Source organism: Herbaspirillum sp. GCM10030257 (genome assembly GCF_042666555.1).
Taxonomy (GTDB): domain Bacteria; phylum Pseudomonadota; class Gammaproteobacteria; order Burkholderiales; family Burkholderiaceae_D; genus Noviherbaspirillum.
Window position 1 is genome coordinate 1 of record NZ_JBHTDH010000057.1, and the last position, 15625, is coordinate 15625.

General features: G+C 52.7%; 16 protein-coding genes and 1 pseudogene. 4 read left to right on the top strand and 13 right to left on the bottom strand.

Features of this window, described 5'->3' with window-relative positions; translation table 11 throughout:
• Both ACFQUU_RS28450 and ilvD read left to right on the top strand, forming a co-directional pair.
• Positions 1-275, top strand: a pseudogene (locus ACFQUU_RS28450) (transposase); the annotation flags it as partial.
• Positions 276-670: 395 nt separating this feature from the next.
• The gene (ilvD, locus tag ACFQUU_RS28455; protein ID WP_382251923.1) at positions 671-2344 is read left to right on the top strand and encodes a dihydroxy-acid dehydratase; all 1674 of its coding nucleotides are present in this window, start codon (positions 671-673) and stop codon (positions 2342-2344) included.
• A gap of 646 nt (positions 2345-2990) precedes the next feature.
• On the opposite strand, the gene ACFQUU_RS28460 is transcribed toward ilvD, so the two are convergent.
• Complete coding sequence (locus ACFQUU_RS28460) at positions 2991-3107, bottom strand: DUF3606 domain-containing protein (RefSeq protein ID WP_382251925.1); 117 nt, start codon at positions 3105-3107, stop codon at positions 2991-2993.
• A 556-nt stretch (positions 3108-3663) separates the two neighbouring features.
• Between ACFQUU_RS28460 and ACFQUU_RS28465 the strand changes: the two genes are divergently transcribed.
• A complete protein-coding gene (locus ACFQUU_RS28465) occupies positions 3664-3831 on the top strand; it encodes a hypothetical protein (protein ID WP_382251927.1) in 168 nt (55 codons plus the stop codon).
• A gap of 37 nt (positions 3832-3868) precedes the next feature.
• Here ACFQUU_RS28465 and ACFQUU_RS28470 read toward each other — a convergent pair whose 3' ends face one another.
• The 11 genes from ACFQUU_RS28470 to ACFQUU_RS28520 form a co-directional block, all read right to left on the bottom strand.
• On the bottom strand, positions 3869-4849 hold the full coding sequence (locus tag ACFQUU_RS28470; RefSeq protein WP_382251928.1) for an alpha/beta hydrolase family esterase: 981 nt from the start codon (positions 4847-4849) through the stop codon (positions 3869-3871).
• 507 nt (positions 4850-5356) lie between these two features.
• On the bottom strand, positions 5357-6304 hold the full coding sequence (locus tag ACFQUU_RS28475) for a dihydrodipicolinate synthase family protein (protein WP_382251929.1): 948 nt from the start codon (positions 6302-6304) through the stop codon (positions 5357-5359).
• Between the two features lie 226 nt (positions 6305-6530).
• A complete protein-coding gene (locus ACFQUU_RS28480; protein ID WP_382251946.1) occupies positions 6531-7316 on the bottom strand; it encodes an SDR family oxidoreductase in 786 nt (261 codons plus the stop codon).
• 76 nt (positions 7317-7392) lie between these two features.
• Positions 7393-7629 carry a hypothetical protein gene (locus ACFQUU_RS28485; protein ID WP_382251930.1) on the bottom strand — a complete coding sequence of 79 codons (237 nt, stop codon included), beginning with the start codon at positions 7627-7629 and terminating at the stop codon, positions 7393-7395.
• Positions 7630-7913: 284 nt separating this feature from the next.
• Positions 7914-8639 carry an amino acid ABC transporter ATP-binding protein gene (locus ACFQUU_RS28490; protein ID WP_382251932.1) on the bottom strand — a complete coding sequence of 242 codons (726 nt, stop codon included), beginning with the start codon at positions 8637-8639 and terminating at the stop codon, positions 7914-7916.
• An 18-nt stretch (positions 8640-8657) separates the two neighbouring features.
• Complete coding sequence (locus ACFQUU_RS28495) at positions 8658-9356, bottom strand: amino acid ABC transporter permease (RefSeq protein WP_382251934.1); 699 nt, start codon at positions 9354-9356, stop codon at positions 8658-8660.
• Positions 9353-10123, bottom strand: a complete 771-nt coding sequence (locus ACFQUU_RS28500; protein WP_382251935.1) for an amino acid ABC transporter permease — start codon at positions 10121-10123, stop codon at positions 9353-9355. Before ACFQUU_RS28500 ends, ACFQUU_RS28495 begins: the two co-directional genes overlap by 4 nt.
• Positions 10124-10198: 75 nt before the next feature.
• A complete protein-coding gene (locus ACFQUU_RS28505; RefSeq protein ID WP_382251937.1) occupies positions 10199-11104 on the bottom strand; it encodes a dihydrodipicolinate synthase family protein in 906 nt (301 codons plus the stop codon).
• Positions 11105-11128: 24 nt separating this feature from the next.
• The gene (locus tag ACFQUU_RS28510) at positions 11129-12355 is read right to left on the bottom strand and encodes a D-amino acid dehydrogenase (RefSeq protein ID WP_382251939.1); all 1227 of its coding nucleotides are present in this window, start codon (positions 12353-12355) and stop codon (positions 11129-11131) included.
• A 17-nt stretch (positions 12356-12372) separates the two neighbouring features.
• The gene (locus ACFQUU_RS28515; RefSeq protein ID WP_382251941.1) at positions 12373-13254 is read right to left on the bottom strand and encodes an amino acid ABC transporter substrate-binding protein; all 882 of its coding nucleotides are present in this window, start codon (positions 13252-13254) and stop codon (positions 12373-12375) included.
• A gap of 27 nt (positions 13255-13281) precedes the next feature.
• The gene (locus tag ACFQUU_RS28520) at positions 13282-14094 is read right to left on the bottom strand and encodes an HAD hydrolase-like protein (protein WP_382251942.1); all 813 of its coding nucleotides are present in this window, start codon (positions 14092-14094) and stop codon (positions 13282-13284) included.
• Between the two features lie 37 nt (positions 14095-14131).
• On the opposite strand from ACFQUU_RS28520, the gene ACFQUU_RS28525 reads away from it, so the two are divergent.
• Positions 14132-14812, top strand: a complete 681-nt coding sequence (locus ACFQUU_RS28525) for a GntR family transcriptional regulator (protein WP_382251944.1) — start codon at positions 14132-14134, stop codon at positions 14810-14812.
• Between the two features lie 381 nt (positions 14813-15193).
• Here ACFQUU_RS28525 and ACFQUU_RS28530 read toward each other — a convergent pair.
• On the bottom strand, positions 15194-15625 hold a 432-nt coding region (locus ACFQUU_RS28530), incomplete at its 5' end, for a DDE-type integrase/transposase/recombinase (RefSeq protein WP_382251945.1).

Here is a 15625-nt window from a genome sequence, read left to right on the forward strand (position 1 = left end):
ACTCAGGATTACATCGTTGTCACGGCAAATTGAATCTACGGCCAACCGCGACGATGCAGCGCGGCGATTAATGAGCATTCCAGGAATCGGACCTTTGGGTGCAAGCGCAATGTGTGCTGCTATTGGAAATGGCAAGCAGTTCAAACACGGTCGCGATCTTGCTGCATGGATTGGCCTGGTGCCCCGACAGTACTCGACCGGTGGTAAGCCCACGTTACCAGGCATTAGCAAGCGCGGCAATGCTTACCTGCGACGATTACTCGTGCTGGGCGCACAAACCTGGCTCATGCATCTAGACCGCAGCAGGGACAAGCTGGGAATGTGGCTGACCAGCCTGGAGCACCGTATGCACCATAACAAAGTGGTGATGACTTTACACGTTATGGTTGTAAGCTAACAGTTCCTGTCCATAAGTTTTACGATATTAATCTCAATGCGCCTCCTTTGTCCGCTCGTGTCCGCTCGTGTCTGCTGGTGGCTGCTGGTGGCTGCGTTGCATTGGAAGCTCTTCGTGAGTCGCACAGCTTGCCATTTCGCAAGTTTCCACTTGCTTATCCTTCAAGTGCTCTGACGACTGTCAGGCTAGCGATTAGAATGGGAACGAGAAAATGTCGGGCATGGTATCAGTGCCAATGCAAAACTTGCCTTTCTTCAAAACGAAGGAGTCTCCATGTCATATAACCGCCGCTCCAAGAATGTCACGCAAGGGGTCGCGCGCAGCCCCAACCGATCAATGTATTACGCAATGGGATATGAGAAGGAGGACTTTGACAAACCGATGATTGGAATCGCGAATGGCCATTCAACCATTACCCCTTGCAATTCAGGACTGCAACGACTGGCGGATGTGGCTATAGCCGCCGTCAAAGATTGCGGCGCCAACCCACAGGTTTTTGGTACACCGACGATTTCCGATGGCATGTCGATGGGCACGGAAGGGATGAAATATTCCCTGATCTCGCGCGAAGTCATTGCAGACTGCATCGAGACGGCCGTCAACGGACAATGGATGGACGGCTGCGTCGTCATCGGCGGATGCGATAAGAATATGCCCGGCGGCATGATAGCACTGGCTCGGATCAACGTCCCTGGTATCTACGTCTATGGCGGTACCATCAAGCCCGGGAAATGGAAGGGCAAGGACCTTACAATCGTCTCTGCGTTTGAGGCAGTAGGGGAATTCACCGCAGGGCGTATGTCTCAGGAAGATTTCGACGGCATTGAGAGAAATGCCTGTCCTTCCTCCGGATCCTGCGGCGGTATGTACACCGCAAATACGATGTCTTCTTCATTTGAAGCGCTCGGAATGTCACTTCTTTATTCATCCACGATGGCAAACCCGGATGAGGAAAAAGTGAGTTCAGCCGCAGCGTCCGCACGCGCCTTGGTGGAGGCAGTGAAACGTGATCTGAAACCACGTGACATTATCACTCGCAAGTCGATCGAAAACGCCGTTAGCGTAATCATGGCAACAGGTGGGTCTACGAACGCAGTTCTGCACTATCTCGCTATTGCAAACGCCGCCGAGGTCGAATGGACGATTGATGACTTTGAGCGCATCCGCCGCAAGGTGCCGGTGATTTGTGACCTTAAACCTTCCGGGCAATATGTGGCGACTGATCTGCACGCCGCCGGCGGCATCCCGCAGGTAATGAAGATTCTGCTAAACGCAGGCCTCTTGCACGGCGACTGCATAACCATTACTGGCCGAACTCTCGCCGAAGAACTTCGCGAAATTCCTGACCAGCCGCGAGCTGATCAATCCGTCATTTTCCCGGTAGAGAAGGCGATATATCAGCAGGGCCACCTTGCCATCCTAAAAGGCAATCTTTCACCGGACGGTTGTGTTGCGAAAATTACCGGTCTAAAGAACCCCGTCATTACAGGACCGGCACGCGTGTTCGATGACGAGATGTCGGCCATGGACGCCATTCTTAGCGATAAGGTCAAAGCAGGGGATGTGATGGTACTTCGCTACCTGGGTCCAAAAGGCGGCCCTGGAATGCCTGAAATGCTTGCCCCGACTTCTGCCATCATAGGAAAAGGACTTGGGGAATCAGTTGGTCTTATCACGGATGGGCGCTTTTCTGGCGGTACTTGGGGGATGGTGGTCGGTCATGTTACTCCCGAGGCGTTTGTAGGCGGTACGATTGCGCTGGTTCAGGAGGGAGACAGCATCACTATCGACGCATTACAACAATTAATTCAATTAAACTTACCAGACGACGAGATCGCACGCCGCCGCGCAAGTTGGAAGCAGCCGGCACCCCGATACACGCGCGGCGTACTCGGAAAGTTTGCTGTGCTTGCGACCCCAGCATCTCAGGGAGCGAGCACAGGTTAAGCGCTATGTTTCTTAGGAGTGCGTTAGTTCTTGGCGCAGTTTTGCGACGATAGCGCACCTATTTGATGACCTGATGGCCGTCGGCCACTTCATTGATATATGCTAAATTTGTCGTGTAATTATTGAAATATTGCTTCTGGAAAATGTACAATCTATATGCTGTACTTAATTCCAGAGATGGGCTCACTTCGCGGCAGCGCGAGGTCAGCCCATTTTGCTTTGGCTAGAAAAGACGTAGCTGTATCCGGTCGCGAACGACGTGTTCGCTTACCCATCGTTTTGCATCTACGAGCTTGTGCACTTCATTTGAGAGTGTCCCAACACTACATTTATAGATCAGTCCCTCACCGGCTTCTGCGACATCGATCCGTCCAAGCCGCTGGGACCCTTCCCATAACGTATGGCAGCGATATCCACGCAGCCATTCTCCCTTTAGTTTTGAGTTTATATGCTTCATCACCAATATTTTCCCGAATAGTGCCCCACTTCACACTGAAGCCGACACATAGCTTGCTACTGAAAGCTTGCTTGAATCGGGGTGCCTGCACCGGCTGATTTCAAAGTTTTCAGAGAAATGTCCCTATCTCTGGTTCAACACACGCTCAGAGAACAATACACCGGCGTGCCAATTTACTTTCCGAGATGTTCACGAACGGTAGTTGCAGCGGATTCTGCCGCGGATACCAACGCACGCAGTTCGTGCTTCTGATACGCCAAGCTGTTCAGTCCAATACCGAACCTCATGAGGCTCATTGACGTTCACACGGGCGCAATCCGGGCGACCACGGTTATTCAGATCGTCTGAGATGTGCTATCTCCGGCATTGTTAAATGTTATTTAGCGTAATTGGCATGGAGCGACGACATGTTGTGACGTTTCAAACTGATCGCTTGGAGAACGCAACATAAAATCGTTCGTTGAGATTTCTCGGTTATAGCCTTTCGCATGTTCTTTCAATATTCCATATGGGTGGCAAATCTTCTGTTCCAGGGCACCGTTCGCACCAGACGATAACGGAAGATCGACGACGCTGCCCTCGCTCGAAAAACGTGTGTTTGCGAAGAAGCTTCGTTGTTGGAATCAATTTCGTGAGAGGACAAAAGCCCCTGCACGGGAGGGTTCGGGGAACTGGTGTCGGGATGTTTTCACACCGCCGGCTCCGGTACACACAGCTTGTTCTCTTGAGGCGAAGCTCAATCGGAAAAGCCAGAGTGTGTGACCTTGTCCCAATTTCACGGACAGCAAGAGGCCTCCCATGGATGTGGGATAGCGCGACAGCTCAGACCAGAAGATAATTGCTCCATGGAAATGGAGGGGATATGGATAGTCGTGAGTACCGCCTGATGAAGCTGACTGGCGCAATCGTTATATGCAGTGGCGCGCTGGCCGCGAATTTCGAATCCATCTCTGGCGCAGTCGTAGCTCTCAGCGTGGGTGCAGTAATTCTCGGGTGCGGGGTGTACGGCAGTTTCCTGGGCCAGGAATAATTTCCGGAATTTGCCTTTTTAACCGTGCAGGCTCACTTTACATGGCACGCACGCGAGCAGAAGGCAAACGCTGGTGACGCTTGAAAAAATCCCACATTAACCTACTTGCATCCGGTCCTTCGCTGGCATTAAAACGCAAAACGGAATCGCCGCCGCTCCACGCATGTCCTAGCCTTTCGATATCGTAGACTCTCAGCATCAGCTTGCGTCCGCGATAATGGTCAAGTATCCGGTAAGGATTGGAAAGGTTGCGGCCGGCTCGCTGTTTTCCGTTCTTGAGGACCACTGGTTTTGCATCTGCCGAATCTAATCGGTTCAGTACCTGGAACTGTAACGCGACCTGGTTCGCATTGACCGGTCTAACCACGGCATCATCCCGTCCATGAATCACGACGGCGGGTAAAGGAGGAATATTGGATGTCCGTTCTAGCAGAGCGTTGATCGCGCGGCGGCCTTGGCTGCCGGCGCCAGTCTGCATGACCGAAAGGGCGCCTACACGAGAGTGTCCAGCACCGAATGCTGGGCCCGAATGCATGCCGACAGCTGCGATCATCTCGGGAAAATGCAAGGCAACGATGTTCGCCAGTGCAGCGCCGGCGGATAGACCGGCAATATAAATCCGGGTCCGGTCCATACGGTATTTGCGCACGACTTGCTCAATAATTCCGACAATCAGTTTCACTTCGCCATGACCTTCCTGGACTTTTTTTTCATGCCAGTTCCAGCACCGCGTTGGATGGCGGCGCAATGATTGCTGCGGATAGACGACTGCGAAGCCTTTTTCCTCGGCGAGCTGGTTAAATCGCGTTCCTTGCGAAAATTGCGCAGCGGTTTGGCTGCATCCATGGAGCATGACGACCAGTGGCAAAGGGGTGGGCGTGTCATGCGAAGGCAAATATAACCAATAACCGATGCGTTGTCCCGGCAGAACGCCGTCGTCGGCGAACGAGGAATAAAAGTAGGTCAGCCATTTACCCGGTGCCTTCCTGCTGATGGACTCGATAGCTGGCGCTGACAAGGAAGCGGGCTTGACACTCGGTTGTCTTGTAGCTGCTTTAGCCGATCTTGCAGGTTTTGTCAGGATGCTTTTGACAAGTGTCCTATTCTGACTTTTTTGTGTCTTGACAGCCTTCTTTATGCCGCGTAGCCACAGGCGGGACAAACTTTTCATCATCACTAATTTGATCCTCGGAATGAGGCCGTTTGGTAGTGAATCCGGTCGAAGGTTCCTGAACGCTCGGGAAGTTACGGAAATTGACGATGTGCCGTTCGGCCACTTCGGCATACAGACGTACTACATAGGCATTGGCCTGCTACCCAACTTAGAACGAAACGGTTGTAGAAACGGTCAGTCCCGCAGCTACCGTTATCACTTCTGGCAAGAATTAAGCTTGAGCGAGCTAGAGGGAAGCGGCGCAGACATCCGCTGCCGCCACCCACATTATTCCTCTTTTGCTGCATTTGCAAACGACAGCTTACTCATACCATTAGTCTACCCCGTAAGCGTCTCCATCTTTTCCCGGCGTTATCCCTGATCTAGCCCAAAAGAGATTAAACGCTTTGCCAGCCGCTTCGTCAAGCGGTCGATGTCTGCGATATCGGCCGCAGACAGCTTTGGTCCTGGTCTGCGCACCGTCGGTGAAGCAATTGCCCCGCGCTCGGCTATGATGTGTTTGCGCACTGCCAAACCGATGCCGGGCTGCTGCTCGTACCGCGCTAACGGCAAATAGGCATCGAAGATATCGTATGCATGTTCAATGTCGCCTGCCGCATGAGCCGCGCAAACGCCCACCATCATCTCGGGATACGCAAATCCAGTCATGGCACCATCGGCGGCCCGGATAAGTTCTTCGGGCAAAAACAGTCCACCACCATTGCCAGTGAGTATAGATACCCGCGCAATGTCCCCGCGCGCGCTTGCCGCCCGGATTGCCGACAATTTTCCCAGACCAGGACAGTCTTCGTGTTTTAACATCACACAGCTGGGTGAGCGCTTCAGCACCTCGATCAGCACGTCGTTAGAGATCTTGACACCCGTGGATACTGGATGGTCCTGCAATACCCAAGGTATATCCGGGCCCAATATTTCATTGACCATGTCGAAATAGGCCAATATTTGTTCATCGGTGCGAACGCTTAGTGCGGGCGCAACCATGACGCCAGACGCTCCCATCTCCATTACGCTCATTGTTAGCTCTCGCATCGGTGCAAAGCCAGGTGATGATGCACCGACGACCACGGGCACGCGACCGTTCACGCGTGTCAGCACACGCTTGGTAAATAGTCGCGCCTCCGCTGCTGTAAGCTTCTCTGCTTCGCCCATAATACCAAGAATCGTGATTCCATTGGCACCGTGATCAAGATAGAAGTCAACCATACGATCCGTACTGTGTAGATCAAGCGATCCATCCTCGGCAAACGGTGTTACAGCAATCAGGTACACACCCTTGGCGCCAGCATCCAATTTATTCACATTAATCTCCTTTTAATATCAATATTGATTACATATTTGAGCTCTGATCGGCATCTGCGTCGTATTGATTGCGGTTCTTTGCGTCTGACGGGCGTACAGACTTGGACGGCTAACAGTGGCCTCATTTGGAGGAAGCGGTTCAACCGGAAGGACCATCTCCATTTGCTGGGTTCCGGAGGTTATTTGCGGCTACTAAACCGATTTCCCAGCCTGCGTGTCTTGCACATCAGATGCTAGGAATCAGGCCGCCATCAACGCGGATGACTGAGCCGGTTACATAGGCAGCGTGAATGCTAGATAGAAACGCCACGACCGCACCATACTCCTCCGGCCGACCATACCTCCCTATAGGGATTGACTCCAGACTTTCCTTGACCACTTCGTCCACGGGGCGACCTTCACGCTTGGCCTTCTGCTCATCAATAAAGGAAATGCGGGGAGTTGCAATCCTTCCTGGCAACACGATATTGGCGGTTACACCGTCGTAGCCTACTTCGCGTGCCAATGTCTTGGACCAGCCTACTAGAGCCATGCGCAATGTATTAGAGATACCCAGATTGGGAATCGGGGCCACCACGCCGGAAGATGTGCTAGTAATGATCCTTCCCCATTTCCGTGCTCGCATATTGGGCAACGCGCGATCGGTGACCGCGATAACTGACAAAACCATCGTCTGGAAGTATTCATGCCACCGTTCTACGGGCTGACCACCCGCCGTGGTTGGCGGCGGTCCTCCTGTATTATTTACGAGGATATCGACCGGTCCAAAGCGATCTTCAATTAGCTGAAACCGGTCGCCGATGCTACCAAGGTCCGTGAGGTTCCACACTAAAGGCATCACCGCCACACCGACGGCTTTGAATTCAGCCGCTTTATCGCTTAGTGAGGCTTCGTTAACATCGGCCAGCACCAAATTCACGCCCTCTAAAGCCAGCGCCCGCGCAATTGCGCTTCCCAGCCCACCGGCCGCACCAAAGACGAGCGCCGTTTTGCCATGCAGTCCTAGTTCCATAACTTCTACCTTTGCAAAAGTGATGTTCAGATGCCGCGACGTCGGAAAGTTAAGTCGCGTCATTGCCAATCGGTTATTACCGCTGTACCACAAGCGTACTTTGGAAGAATTTCTGGTTGTAGAACGAGAAATTCATTACTATCGTTTTCGGCCGAAGGGCCTCTAGGAGCCTGATGTTCAGGCGCGCCCGGATCTTGTGAACCTCAGCGTTTTCGGGATCTGAGCTGATCCGGTTCAGCTCAGCTTGCATATCGCGGCGGAGTGCATCTACAAGCGCATCCATTTCATACTGCAGTAATGCGACGGTGTGCATGATCTTAATCTCCATGCGGTTACAGGGCTGCTTTGGCAAAGCCCAATAATTTCTCTGTCGAGTCCAATCGGACGGCTGCAACCAGTGAGAAGAAAGCGATGGCGGCTGTTGTAGCGGTCTTTACGGTTTGTATCCAACTCTAACCGGATCTCCTACACCAATAGCACCTGCCTTTGCGGGCCGTACCCTGGAACACCGATATCAGTGCGCCATTTCGGCTCCTGGGAAGCAGTGAAGCGCCTCGAGGCTAGGCGCGGAACGGCATTATTTCAGCCTATGCTCCCTCAATGAATGATCTTCGCGAGAAAATCACGCGCCCGTTCCGAGCGCGGCGATCCAAAGAACTCGTCTTTGCTACAGTCTTCGACGATGTGGCCGTGATCCATAAAGACGATTCGGTTCGCGACACGCCTGGCGAAGCCCATTTCGTGAGTCACTACCATCATTGTCATGCCATCCTGAGCAAGGCCCACCATGACGTCAAGAACTTCATTGATCATTTCGGGATCAAGCGCTGACGTAGGTTCGTCGAACAGCATGGCAATCGGATCCATTGACAGGGCGCGTGCAATCGCTACACGTTGCTGCTGACCTCCAGAAAGTTGCCCAGGAAATTTGTCTTTATGCTTGAGCAATCCAACTCGGTCGAGGTACTTGAGGCCTTTCTCTGTTGCTTCATCTATCGAGCGTCCCAGCACCTTGACTTGGCCAAGCGTCAGGTTTTCGCGAATGGACAAGTGAGGAAACAGTTCGAAGTTCTGAAACACCATCCCGATGCGTGCCCGTAGCTTGGAAAGGTTCGTTTTCGGATTCCCTACTGAGATGTTGTCAACCAGGATCTCACCTGTTTGAATTGGCTCGAGCCCATTTACTGTCTTAATCAAGGTCGATTTACCGGAGCCGGACGGACCACACACCACCATCACGTCTCCTTTACGAACACTTGTCGTACAGTCAGTTAATACTTGGAAGTTGCCGTACCATTTACTAACGGAATTAATTTCGATCATGTTGTCATTCCCTCCTGTTTATACTACCTGGGCCATACGTTCGCTTTGCAGTCGGCGGGCCGCGCTTGAGACGGTGAAGCAAATGATGAAATACACCAATGCCACGAACGAATACAGTTCAACTAGTCGGTTTTCCCGTTGGGCTAGTTTGCTGGCCGCCCCGACGAAATCAGTAATCGACAACACATACACTAACGAGACATCCTGAAAGAGGATGATGGTTTGAGTCAGTAAGACGGGAAGCATGTTGCGAACCGCCTGTGGCAAGATAACGTAGAGCATGTTTTGGGCTGCGGTCAATCCCAATGCAGCGCCGGCGGCTTTCTGGCCGACGCCAACGGAGCCGATACCGGCGCGTATGATCTCGCAGTAATAGCATGCTTCAAAAAGAATGAACGTGATGACCGTAGAAGCAAAGGCACCAACATAGACGGGCTTATCGCTTCCTGTCACCCAACTGGCGACGTATGGAGCCAAGAAATAGAACCAAAAGATCACCAGAATGAGCGGGATAGACCGGATCGTATTGACATAGGCGCCGGATAGGGTAGCAATATATCGGTTGCTTGATAGCCTCAGAACGGCCAGTAGCGTTCCAAACAGCAGCCCACCGACCATAGCGATACCGGTTAACTTTAGCGTAAATAATAGTCCCTCTTTAAAGAGATATTCCCAGCTCGCATGAATCACTGTGAAGTCAGCGTCAAAGATCGTCATGCAGTAACTCCTTGAACATTGGAATTAGCAACGTCTACCAAGACAGTGTGCTTGGTCTTATTGGCATAGAAGCGTTCGAGCCTCCCCATACCATATCCAATTGCCGTGTTAATAACTAAATAGATGATCGTCGCCGCGAGAAACGCTTCGAATACCTGGAAAGACATCTCTTGCATTTCGCGAGTCCGGGCCGTGAGTTCCATGAGGCCGATGGTCAGTCCCACTGAAGTGTTCTTCACTATATTTACCATTTCAGACGTCATGGGCGGGATAACGAGTCTGAGGGCTTGCGGCAGCAGGACTAGCTGATAGGCTTGGCGCAAGCTCAGGCCGATAGCCAGTGCCGCTTTAGCCTGTCCGTTGGATAGTGACCTTATGCCGGAGCGGACCTGCTCAGCAATCCGTGCCGAGGTAAAAATGCCAAGACACACCACTGCGGTCGCAAATGAGGAGTACTCGTTCGTCTTAAGCCATTGGCCGAGCCGTTCTGAAACGAGTTCCGGGAATACAAAAAACCACAAGAACATCTGCACAAGCAGCGGTATATTCCGGAACACTTCGACGTACACATTGGCCATCCACTGGATGGTGCGAGACGGCAGCGTTCGCCCAATTCCGACGGCGGTGCCAAGGAACAGGGCTATAATGAAGGCAAGGCACGCGGTGACCAAAGTCCAGCCAGTGCCCAGCAAAAGCGACTGGAAATAGTTATAGCCCGCCCCGGGCGCCATACTGAGGAATATGGGCCAGTTCCAGTTGTAATTCATGATAATGGTCCTAGATATTATGCGTGTGGAATGCGATTAAGCAGATGAAATGTGGCCACGGGCGGAACAAAAGTGTTAAGCAGCTTTAATATCATCTGCAAATTTTTCGAAGACCGGCGCCAACTGCTCGACTTGAGCTTTGGAAAGCGGAACAATAGGGGGGAGCATATTGTTCCACTCGTTGTCTTGCGTGGACCGGGCGACCATCCACTTGACGCCGGCCAACAGCGGTACGCCCTGAATCGCCTTGCGGATTTCGGCTGCTGCTACCAAAGCCTCGTTCGCCCCGCGTTCGCCACGCCAAAATCGTCCAGCAAGTGGAGCCGTAACGTTAACGGTAGCGGATACGCATCCAGCAAAGCCTCTGGTTTTTGCCTGATCGAGTGAGCTCTCGGCGCTCGGAAAAACATCAAAGTCGGGCACGCGCGCTACAAATGCGTCCGAGACAGCGAGATCGCCTGTGCTGTCTTTTACACCGGCAATTGCCCCCCCATACTTATCCTTCAAACGCAGGGCGATTTCCGGTGTGTAGGGAACGCCGGTATAGGCCGGCATGTGATACAGGTAAAGATTGCAGCTGTGTCGGTCGACGTGGTCCATCACGCACGAGACAAAATTGATGATTCCTTCCTCACTCAAGCCTTTAAAATAGAACGGGGGAAGAAGCAGCACGCCAGCGTACCCGAGTTCGACCGCTCGTTTTGTGAGTTGTTGTGCGTCCTCAAGGGCTGTGGCGCCGGTATTCACCATCAAACGCGATAGTGGCAGGTCTGATTGGGCAATAGCGTGCATGACCGTTAGTCTCTGGTGGATCGAAAGCGACAGACCTTCACCGGTCGTCCCCAGAATGTTGATGCCGTCACACCCGTTCTGCAGCAGCCAGGTGCATCGATCGATAAGGCGATCAATGTTCACTCCACCTTCATTGTTGAATGGCGTGGTAACGGCCGGCATAACGCCTGAAAGCGTGCGCTTTCTCATGTTTTCTCCTTTAGGATGTGGATATTATGGATTTCGCGGAAGGATACTTAAGACATCTGAGGCCACTATATGGCCAGTCGCTAGCGCCAGAGTCCATCCGAGCGCACCGTGTCCCACGTTCAGGAACAGGCCTTCTATCGAAGATTGCCCATATATTGGCAGGCCTGCCGGCGTTGCCGGCCGCAAGCCACACCATGGTGACAAATTCTCATGCTTTGATACCGGGTACACTTGTCTAGCTTGTGCTTCCAGCACAGCAATGCGGCGTAGGTCAATTTGTTTGGCGTACCCACCGATGTCCGCAATACCAGCTACGCGTAACCGCGCGCCGATGGGCGCATAGACAATGCGCTCGTCATAATCAGTTACGCTGATGCGTGGTAGTTTCGCCTTATCTTGAATTGAAAGCGTGATGCTATAGCCGCGTATCGGATAAATAGGTACGCGTAGACCCACTGTCCGTAACAAAGGATTCGTGGTGATGCCGGTCGCGACGATGACGGCGTCAGCATACATATCCCCATTGTTGGTCCGAATGCCTGTTGCCTTGTTCCCATGCGTGATGATTGAATTGACTTTGTGGCCTGACGCAAACTGATAGCTGGCGTGCGCTTCTGACAGGTAGTCATTTAGTTCTCGGCAAAATAGATGAGCGTCCGCGGTATGGTCGTCTGGGGTGAAGATACCACCGACAAGCTTTTTACCGATCGGCCCTAGGGTCGGCTCCATATCGAGGCATTCACGCGGACCAATCACAAACTGATTGGAACCATGAGTCTTTTGAAGTTGGGCTTGCTGTTTCGCGGACTCAAAACTGTTCAAGTTCGAATAAACGACCAGTTTCCCTTCCGTTGTGTAATCAAAATTGATCGGCACTTCGCTGGAAAACTCTGCCATGAGATTGCTGCTCAGGTGCGACAGCTTTAGTAAGCTTTGAGTGGTACGCTCGGAATCCCTGCGGTTACAGCGGCGCAGGAATTCCAGGCACCAAAGCCATTGGTGCACATCGAGCGTCGGTGAGAACCGCACAGGTGAATCTCGGTCGGTCAACCATGTGGGGAGCTTGCCAATCACGCCCGGACCAGCCAGGGGTGCAACATAGTTATAGCAAAGTTGCGCCCCGTTACCTTTGCTGGTGCCTTCTCCAGCGTTGGATTGTTCGTCTACAACAACGACATCAACACCGTGCCGAACTAAATAATAGGCAGTGGCCATGCCGACTACACCGGCACCAATCACAATGACTTTCATGGTTGTCCTAGCTCGGCTTATTCCGGAATGGCATTCAGTTCGAAGGCCACTTGCGCCCGCGGGTCGAGTGGCATTTTCAGTTGGTCAAACCACTTGTCGTACATAGCGATGGCCTCGCCGGAGTGCGCCTTTTCGGCGATAGTCTGGTTGATCACTGCCAGCAAGGTCGAATTGTTCTTGGCAACCATGATTCCGTACGGGAGGTAAGACAAGGGGCGCCCTGTGACCCGGAACTCGTTGGACTGTTTTGCCCGCTTGCGAAGACCGTAAAGGATGACGTTATCGGTAATGTAGCCTTCCGCACGGCCGGTATCGACTGCCAGAAATCCTTCTGCCTGATCTTTAACGAACAGGAAGCGCATGCCGAGCTGCTTCTTGTTGTTCAGGGCTTGGACTAGCCGTGCGCTGGTGGAACCAGTCGGTAGCGCGACTGCTTTTCCGGCCAGGTCTTCAATTTCCTTGACCGGTGACGCCGCCTTCACCAAGATTTGGTCAGCTGCAACAGCGGTCACGTAGGAAAAGTCCACCTGCTTTTGGCGGGCGAGAGTGTTGACTGTTGAGCCGCACTCCATATCAATGGTGCCGTTTTGTATCAGAGGAATGCGCGTGGATAAGTCGACCGCTTGCATTTTCACGGTCAGGTTTGGCAGCCCTATGGTTTTCTTGAGGTTTTCCACGACTGCGGCACAAATGTCGAGTGAATAACCCACCGGTTTTTGGTTAGCATCCAAGAATGAAAATGGGATGCTGGATTCACGGTAGCCGATTGTGACAGTCTTGGTCTCTTTGATACGGTTTAATACTTGGTCTGCTGTTTGAGCACCTGCCATCGATGGGGCAATAGCCGAAATGGTCAGGACTACGACGGATGCGATAATATTTATAGTGGGCTTTAGCATGTCAACTCTCCTTGAATAGGGTGCTTCCTAGCTAGCTTCGCTAATGGATGCGTGTGCCTGGTGATAGAGGGCCAGTTCGTGTAATGAATGCAGCGTCAAGTCAGGTTTGGCGCCAACAGCGTCTTCTGGGCGGGATCCGAGGCTGCGTCCGGGACGAGTGATCCATACACTAGGGATACCAAGCTGATTGGCCGGGATTACGTCTGCGCGCAGACTCTGACCGACGTGGAGGATGCGCTGTTTGGGAATGCCGAGATTTTTGAAGGCTTTAAAGGCAGCCCCGAAGTGGGCATGGTCAGGCTTATAGGCGCCGACCTGCTGGGCAGTGACGACGACATCAGCTTTGATGCCTAACTTGCGCTCCGAGAACAAGATTGACTCGTCATCGATATTGCTTAGCAAGCCGATTTTGAAGTGGCGCTGTAGGTAGGCGAGAGACTCCTTAGTGTCGTCAAAGGTCGGCCACAACATCACCGCGTTGGCATATACCTCACGTTCTTTCGCGTTTTGTGGGATGTGGTAGGTTTCGCAGAACTGCGCATATGCATTACGCAAGACATCCGTGTATAGCAAGGCGGGGCGCCGGCGCTGCAGCTCAGCTCGCGCCTTATCAAATTCGAGGAGCAGCTGCTCGTCGGATAACTTTACGCCGTACTGGTCAGCGGTGCTGTGAAACAACGAAATGATCGTCGGCTCCCAGTCGATCAAAGTCCCGTAGACGTCGAACGTCAGTGCGTCGTAATTCGTAAGATTAATGCCCATAAAAGCCCTTCCTTTCAATAAATCGATTATCGATAATCGGTAGTAAGCAAGGTTATTATCGATAATCGACAATGTCAAGGCCTTTTGTTATAGTGACTGAAATGAAAGGAATTACATGAACGCGCTTGATTCACTTGCAAAAGATGCCATTACGCGAAGGCAACCGGCAACGGTGTCGGTCGCCGATGCGCTGCGCGGAGCTATCTTGAAAGGGGTATTGAAGGGGGGCGTACCGTTACGCCAAGATGGCATCGCTAAGCAATTTGCCGTAAGCCAAGCCACCGTGCGAGAGGCGTTTCGGCTGTTGGCCGAAGAGGGTTTAGTTGAAGTCACACCAAGAAAGGGTGCGGTGGTTTACTCGCTGTCTGCGGCCGAGGTAGAAGAGATCACGGATTTACGCGCCACGTTGGAGTGTGCCCTGATTGAAGCGTCGATTCCGCATATGGGGCCAGACGATTTTGATGCAGCTGAAGCGGCGATAAAAAAACTAGAAAAGGCCCGGACGGTCGAAGAGCAGCTCGCCTTGAATCTGGAGTTTCATGAAGCGCTTTATAGAAAAGCCAATAAGCCGCGCACGGTAGCGATCCTTGACCGCTTGCGAACTAGCCTAGAACCGTATCTCCGATTGCTCTGGTCGCGCACCGGTTACCGCAGCCAATCCCAAGACGACCACATCGAGATACTAACCCTGTGTAAAGAAAATAAGGTAAAAGATGCACAACATGCGCTGAGGTTGCATGTTGAGCACACGGGACACGAAATTCGATCCATTCTTATCCCTAATGAGGGCGCCTGAACGGCAGGCCGATTGTCTATTCCAGACTTTCGATCGTTGGAACCACATAGGTCAGATAGTGATCGGTCGGCATCGGATCTTCATTTTACATAAATAAAGTTTCGCGTTTTTTGAGCTGGGTTTTTGACATCCTACGGTTCTAGTGCACGAAGCGCAGCGCGCTTTAGTCAACGCACAAGCGCACGGTTTTGTGGCCGCTTCCAAGACTTGCACGCAGTGCGGCGCAGCGTTGTCCATCAAAGCCAAGCATACGGTCCGATATCGAACGGTTTTCGGCAAGGTGACGATTGACAGCCCCCAGCTGCGGGTCTGCAAGTGCAGTCAAGACGGCCCTGTCAACTTAGCGTCGTGGACGTAAAGAGACCGCTGGTCGAGTGGCACTCATTGTGCAGTAGACGGATTTGGGGTGGCTCCAGTGATCTGATGCCAAGCCGCGAAGCGTCTGGTCAGCTCACTGCGATGACGAACAGCACCGAGTTGTTCACGGTTGATGGCGAAATGTTGGCGGATTGACCCGAAGCTCGACAAGAATCGTTGAGTGCGTCGTGGTGAGCGAAAACCCTTCATGCGCCGCTCGCGTTCCCGTGTCGGCTGATGACTGTTCTCGGCACGGTTGTTGACCCGCGCTACCGCTTTGACGAAGACATGCTTGGCGCCGGCGAGCGCGGGCAGCGCTGCTTTCGCGACTGGATAGCTGCGCAACTGGTCGGTGACGATCTTGCGTGGGCCATTTGGATACTGGGCTGGCAGCCGCTGGAAGAAGCGTTTGGCGGCCGCGGTGTCCCGGCGTTTCTGCAGCAGGATGTCGAGCTC

Coding starts and splice junctions, on each gene's coding strand:
- ilvD (WP_382251923.1), top strand. CDS start 671: ATGTCATATAACCGCCGCTCCAAGAATGTCACGCAAGGGGTCGCGCGC.
- ACFQUU_RS28465 (WP_382251927.1), top strand. CDS start 3,664: ATGGATAGTCGTGAGTACCGCCTGATGAAGCTGACTGGCGCAATCGTT.
- ACFQUU_RS28480 (WP_382251946.1), bottom strand. CDS start 7,316: ATGGAACTAGGACTGCATGGCAAAACGGCGCTCGTCTTTGGTGCGGCC.
- ACFQUU_RS28485 (WP_382251930.1), bottom strand. CDS start 7,629: ATGCACACCGTCGCATTACTGCAGTATGAAATGGATGCGCTTGTAGAT.
- ACFQUU_RS28490 (WP_382251932.1), bottom strand. CDS start 8,639: ATGATCGAAATTAATTCCGTTAGTAAATGGTACGGCAACTTCCAAGTA.
- ACFQUU_RS28495 (WP_382251934.1), bottom strand. CDS start 9,356: ATGACGATCTTTGACGCTGACTTCACAGTGATTCATGCGAGCTGGGAA.
- ACFQUU_RS28500 (WP_382251935.1), bottom strand. CDS start 10,123: ATGAATTACAACTGGAACTGGCCCATATTCCTCAGTATGGCGCCCGGG.
- ACFQUU_RS28505 (WP_382251937.1), bottom strand. CDS start 11,104: ATGAGAAAGCGCACGCTTTCAGGCGTTATGCCGGCCGTTACCACGCCA.
- ACFQUU_RS28510 (WP_382251939.1), bottom strand. CDS start 12,355: ATGAAAGTCATTGTGATTGGTGCCGGTGTAGTCGGCATGGCCACTGCC.
- ACFQUU_RS28515 (WP_382251941.1), bottom strand. CDS start 13,254: ATGCTAAAGCCCACTATAAATATTATCGCATCCGTCGTAGTCCTGACC.
- ACFQUU_RS28525 (WP_382251944.1), top strand. CDS start 14,132: ATGAACGCGCTTGATTCACTTGCAAAAGATGCCATTACGCGAAGGCAA.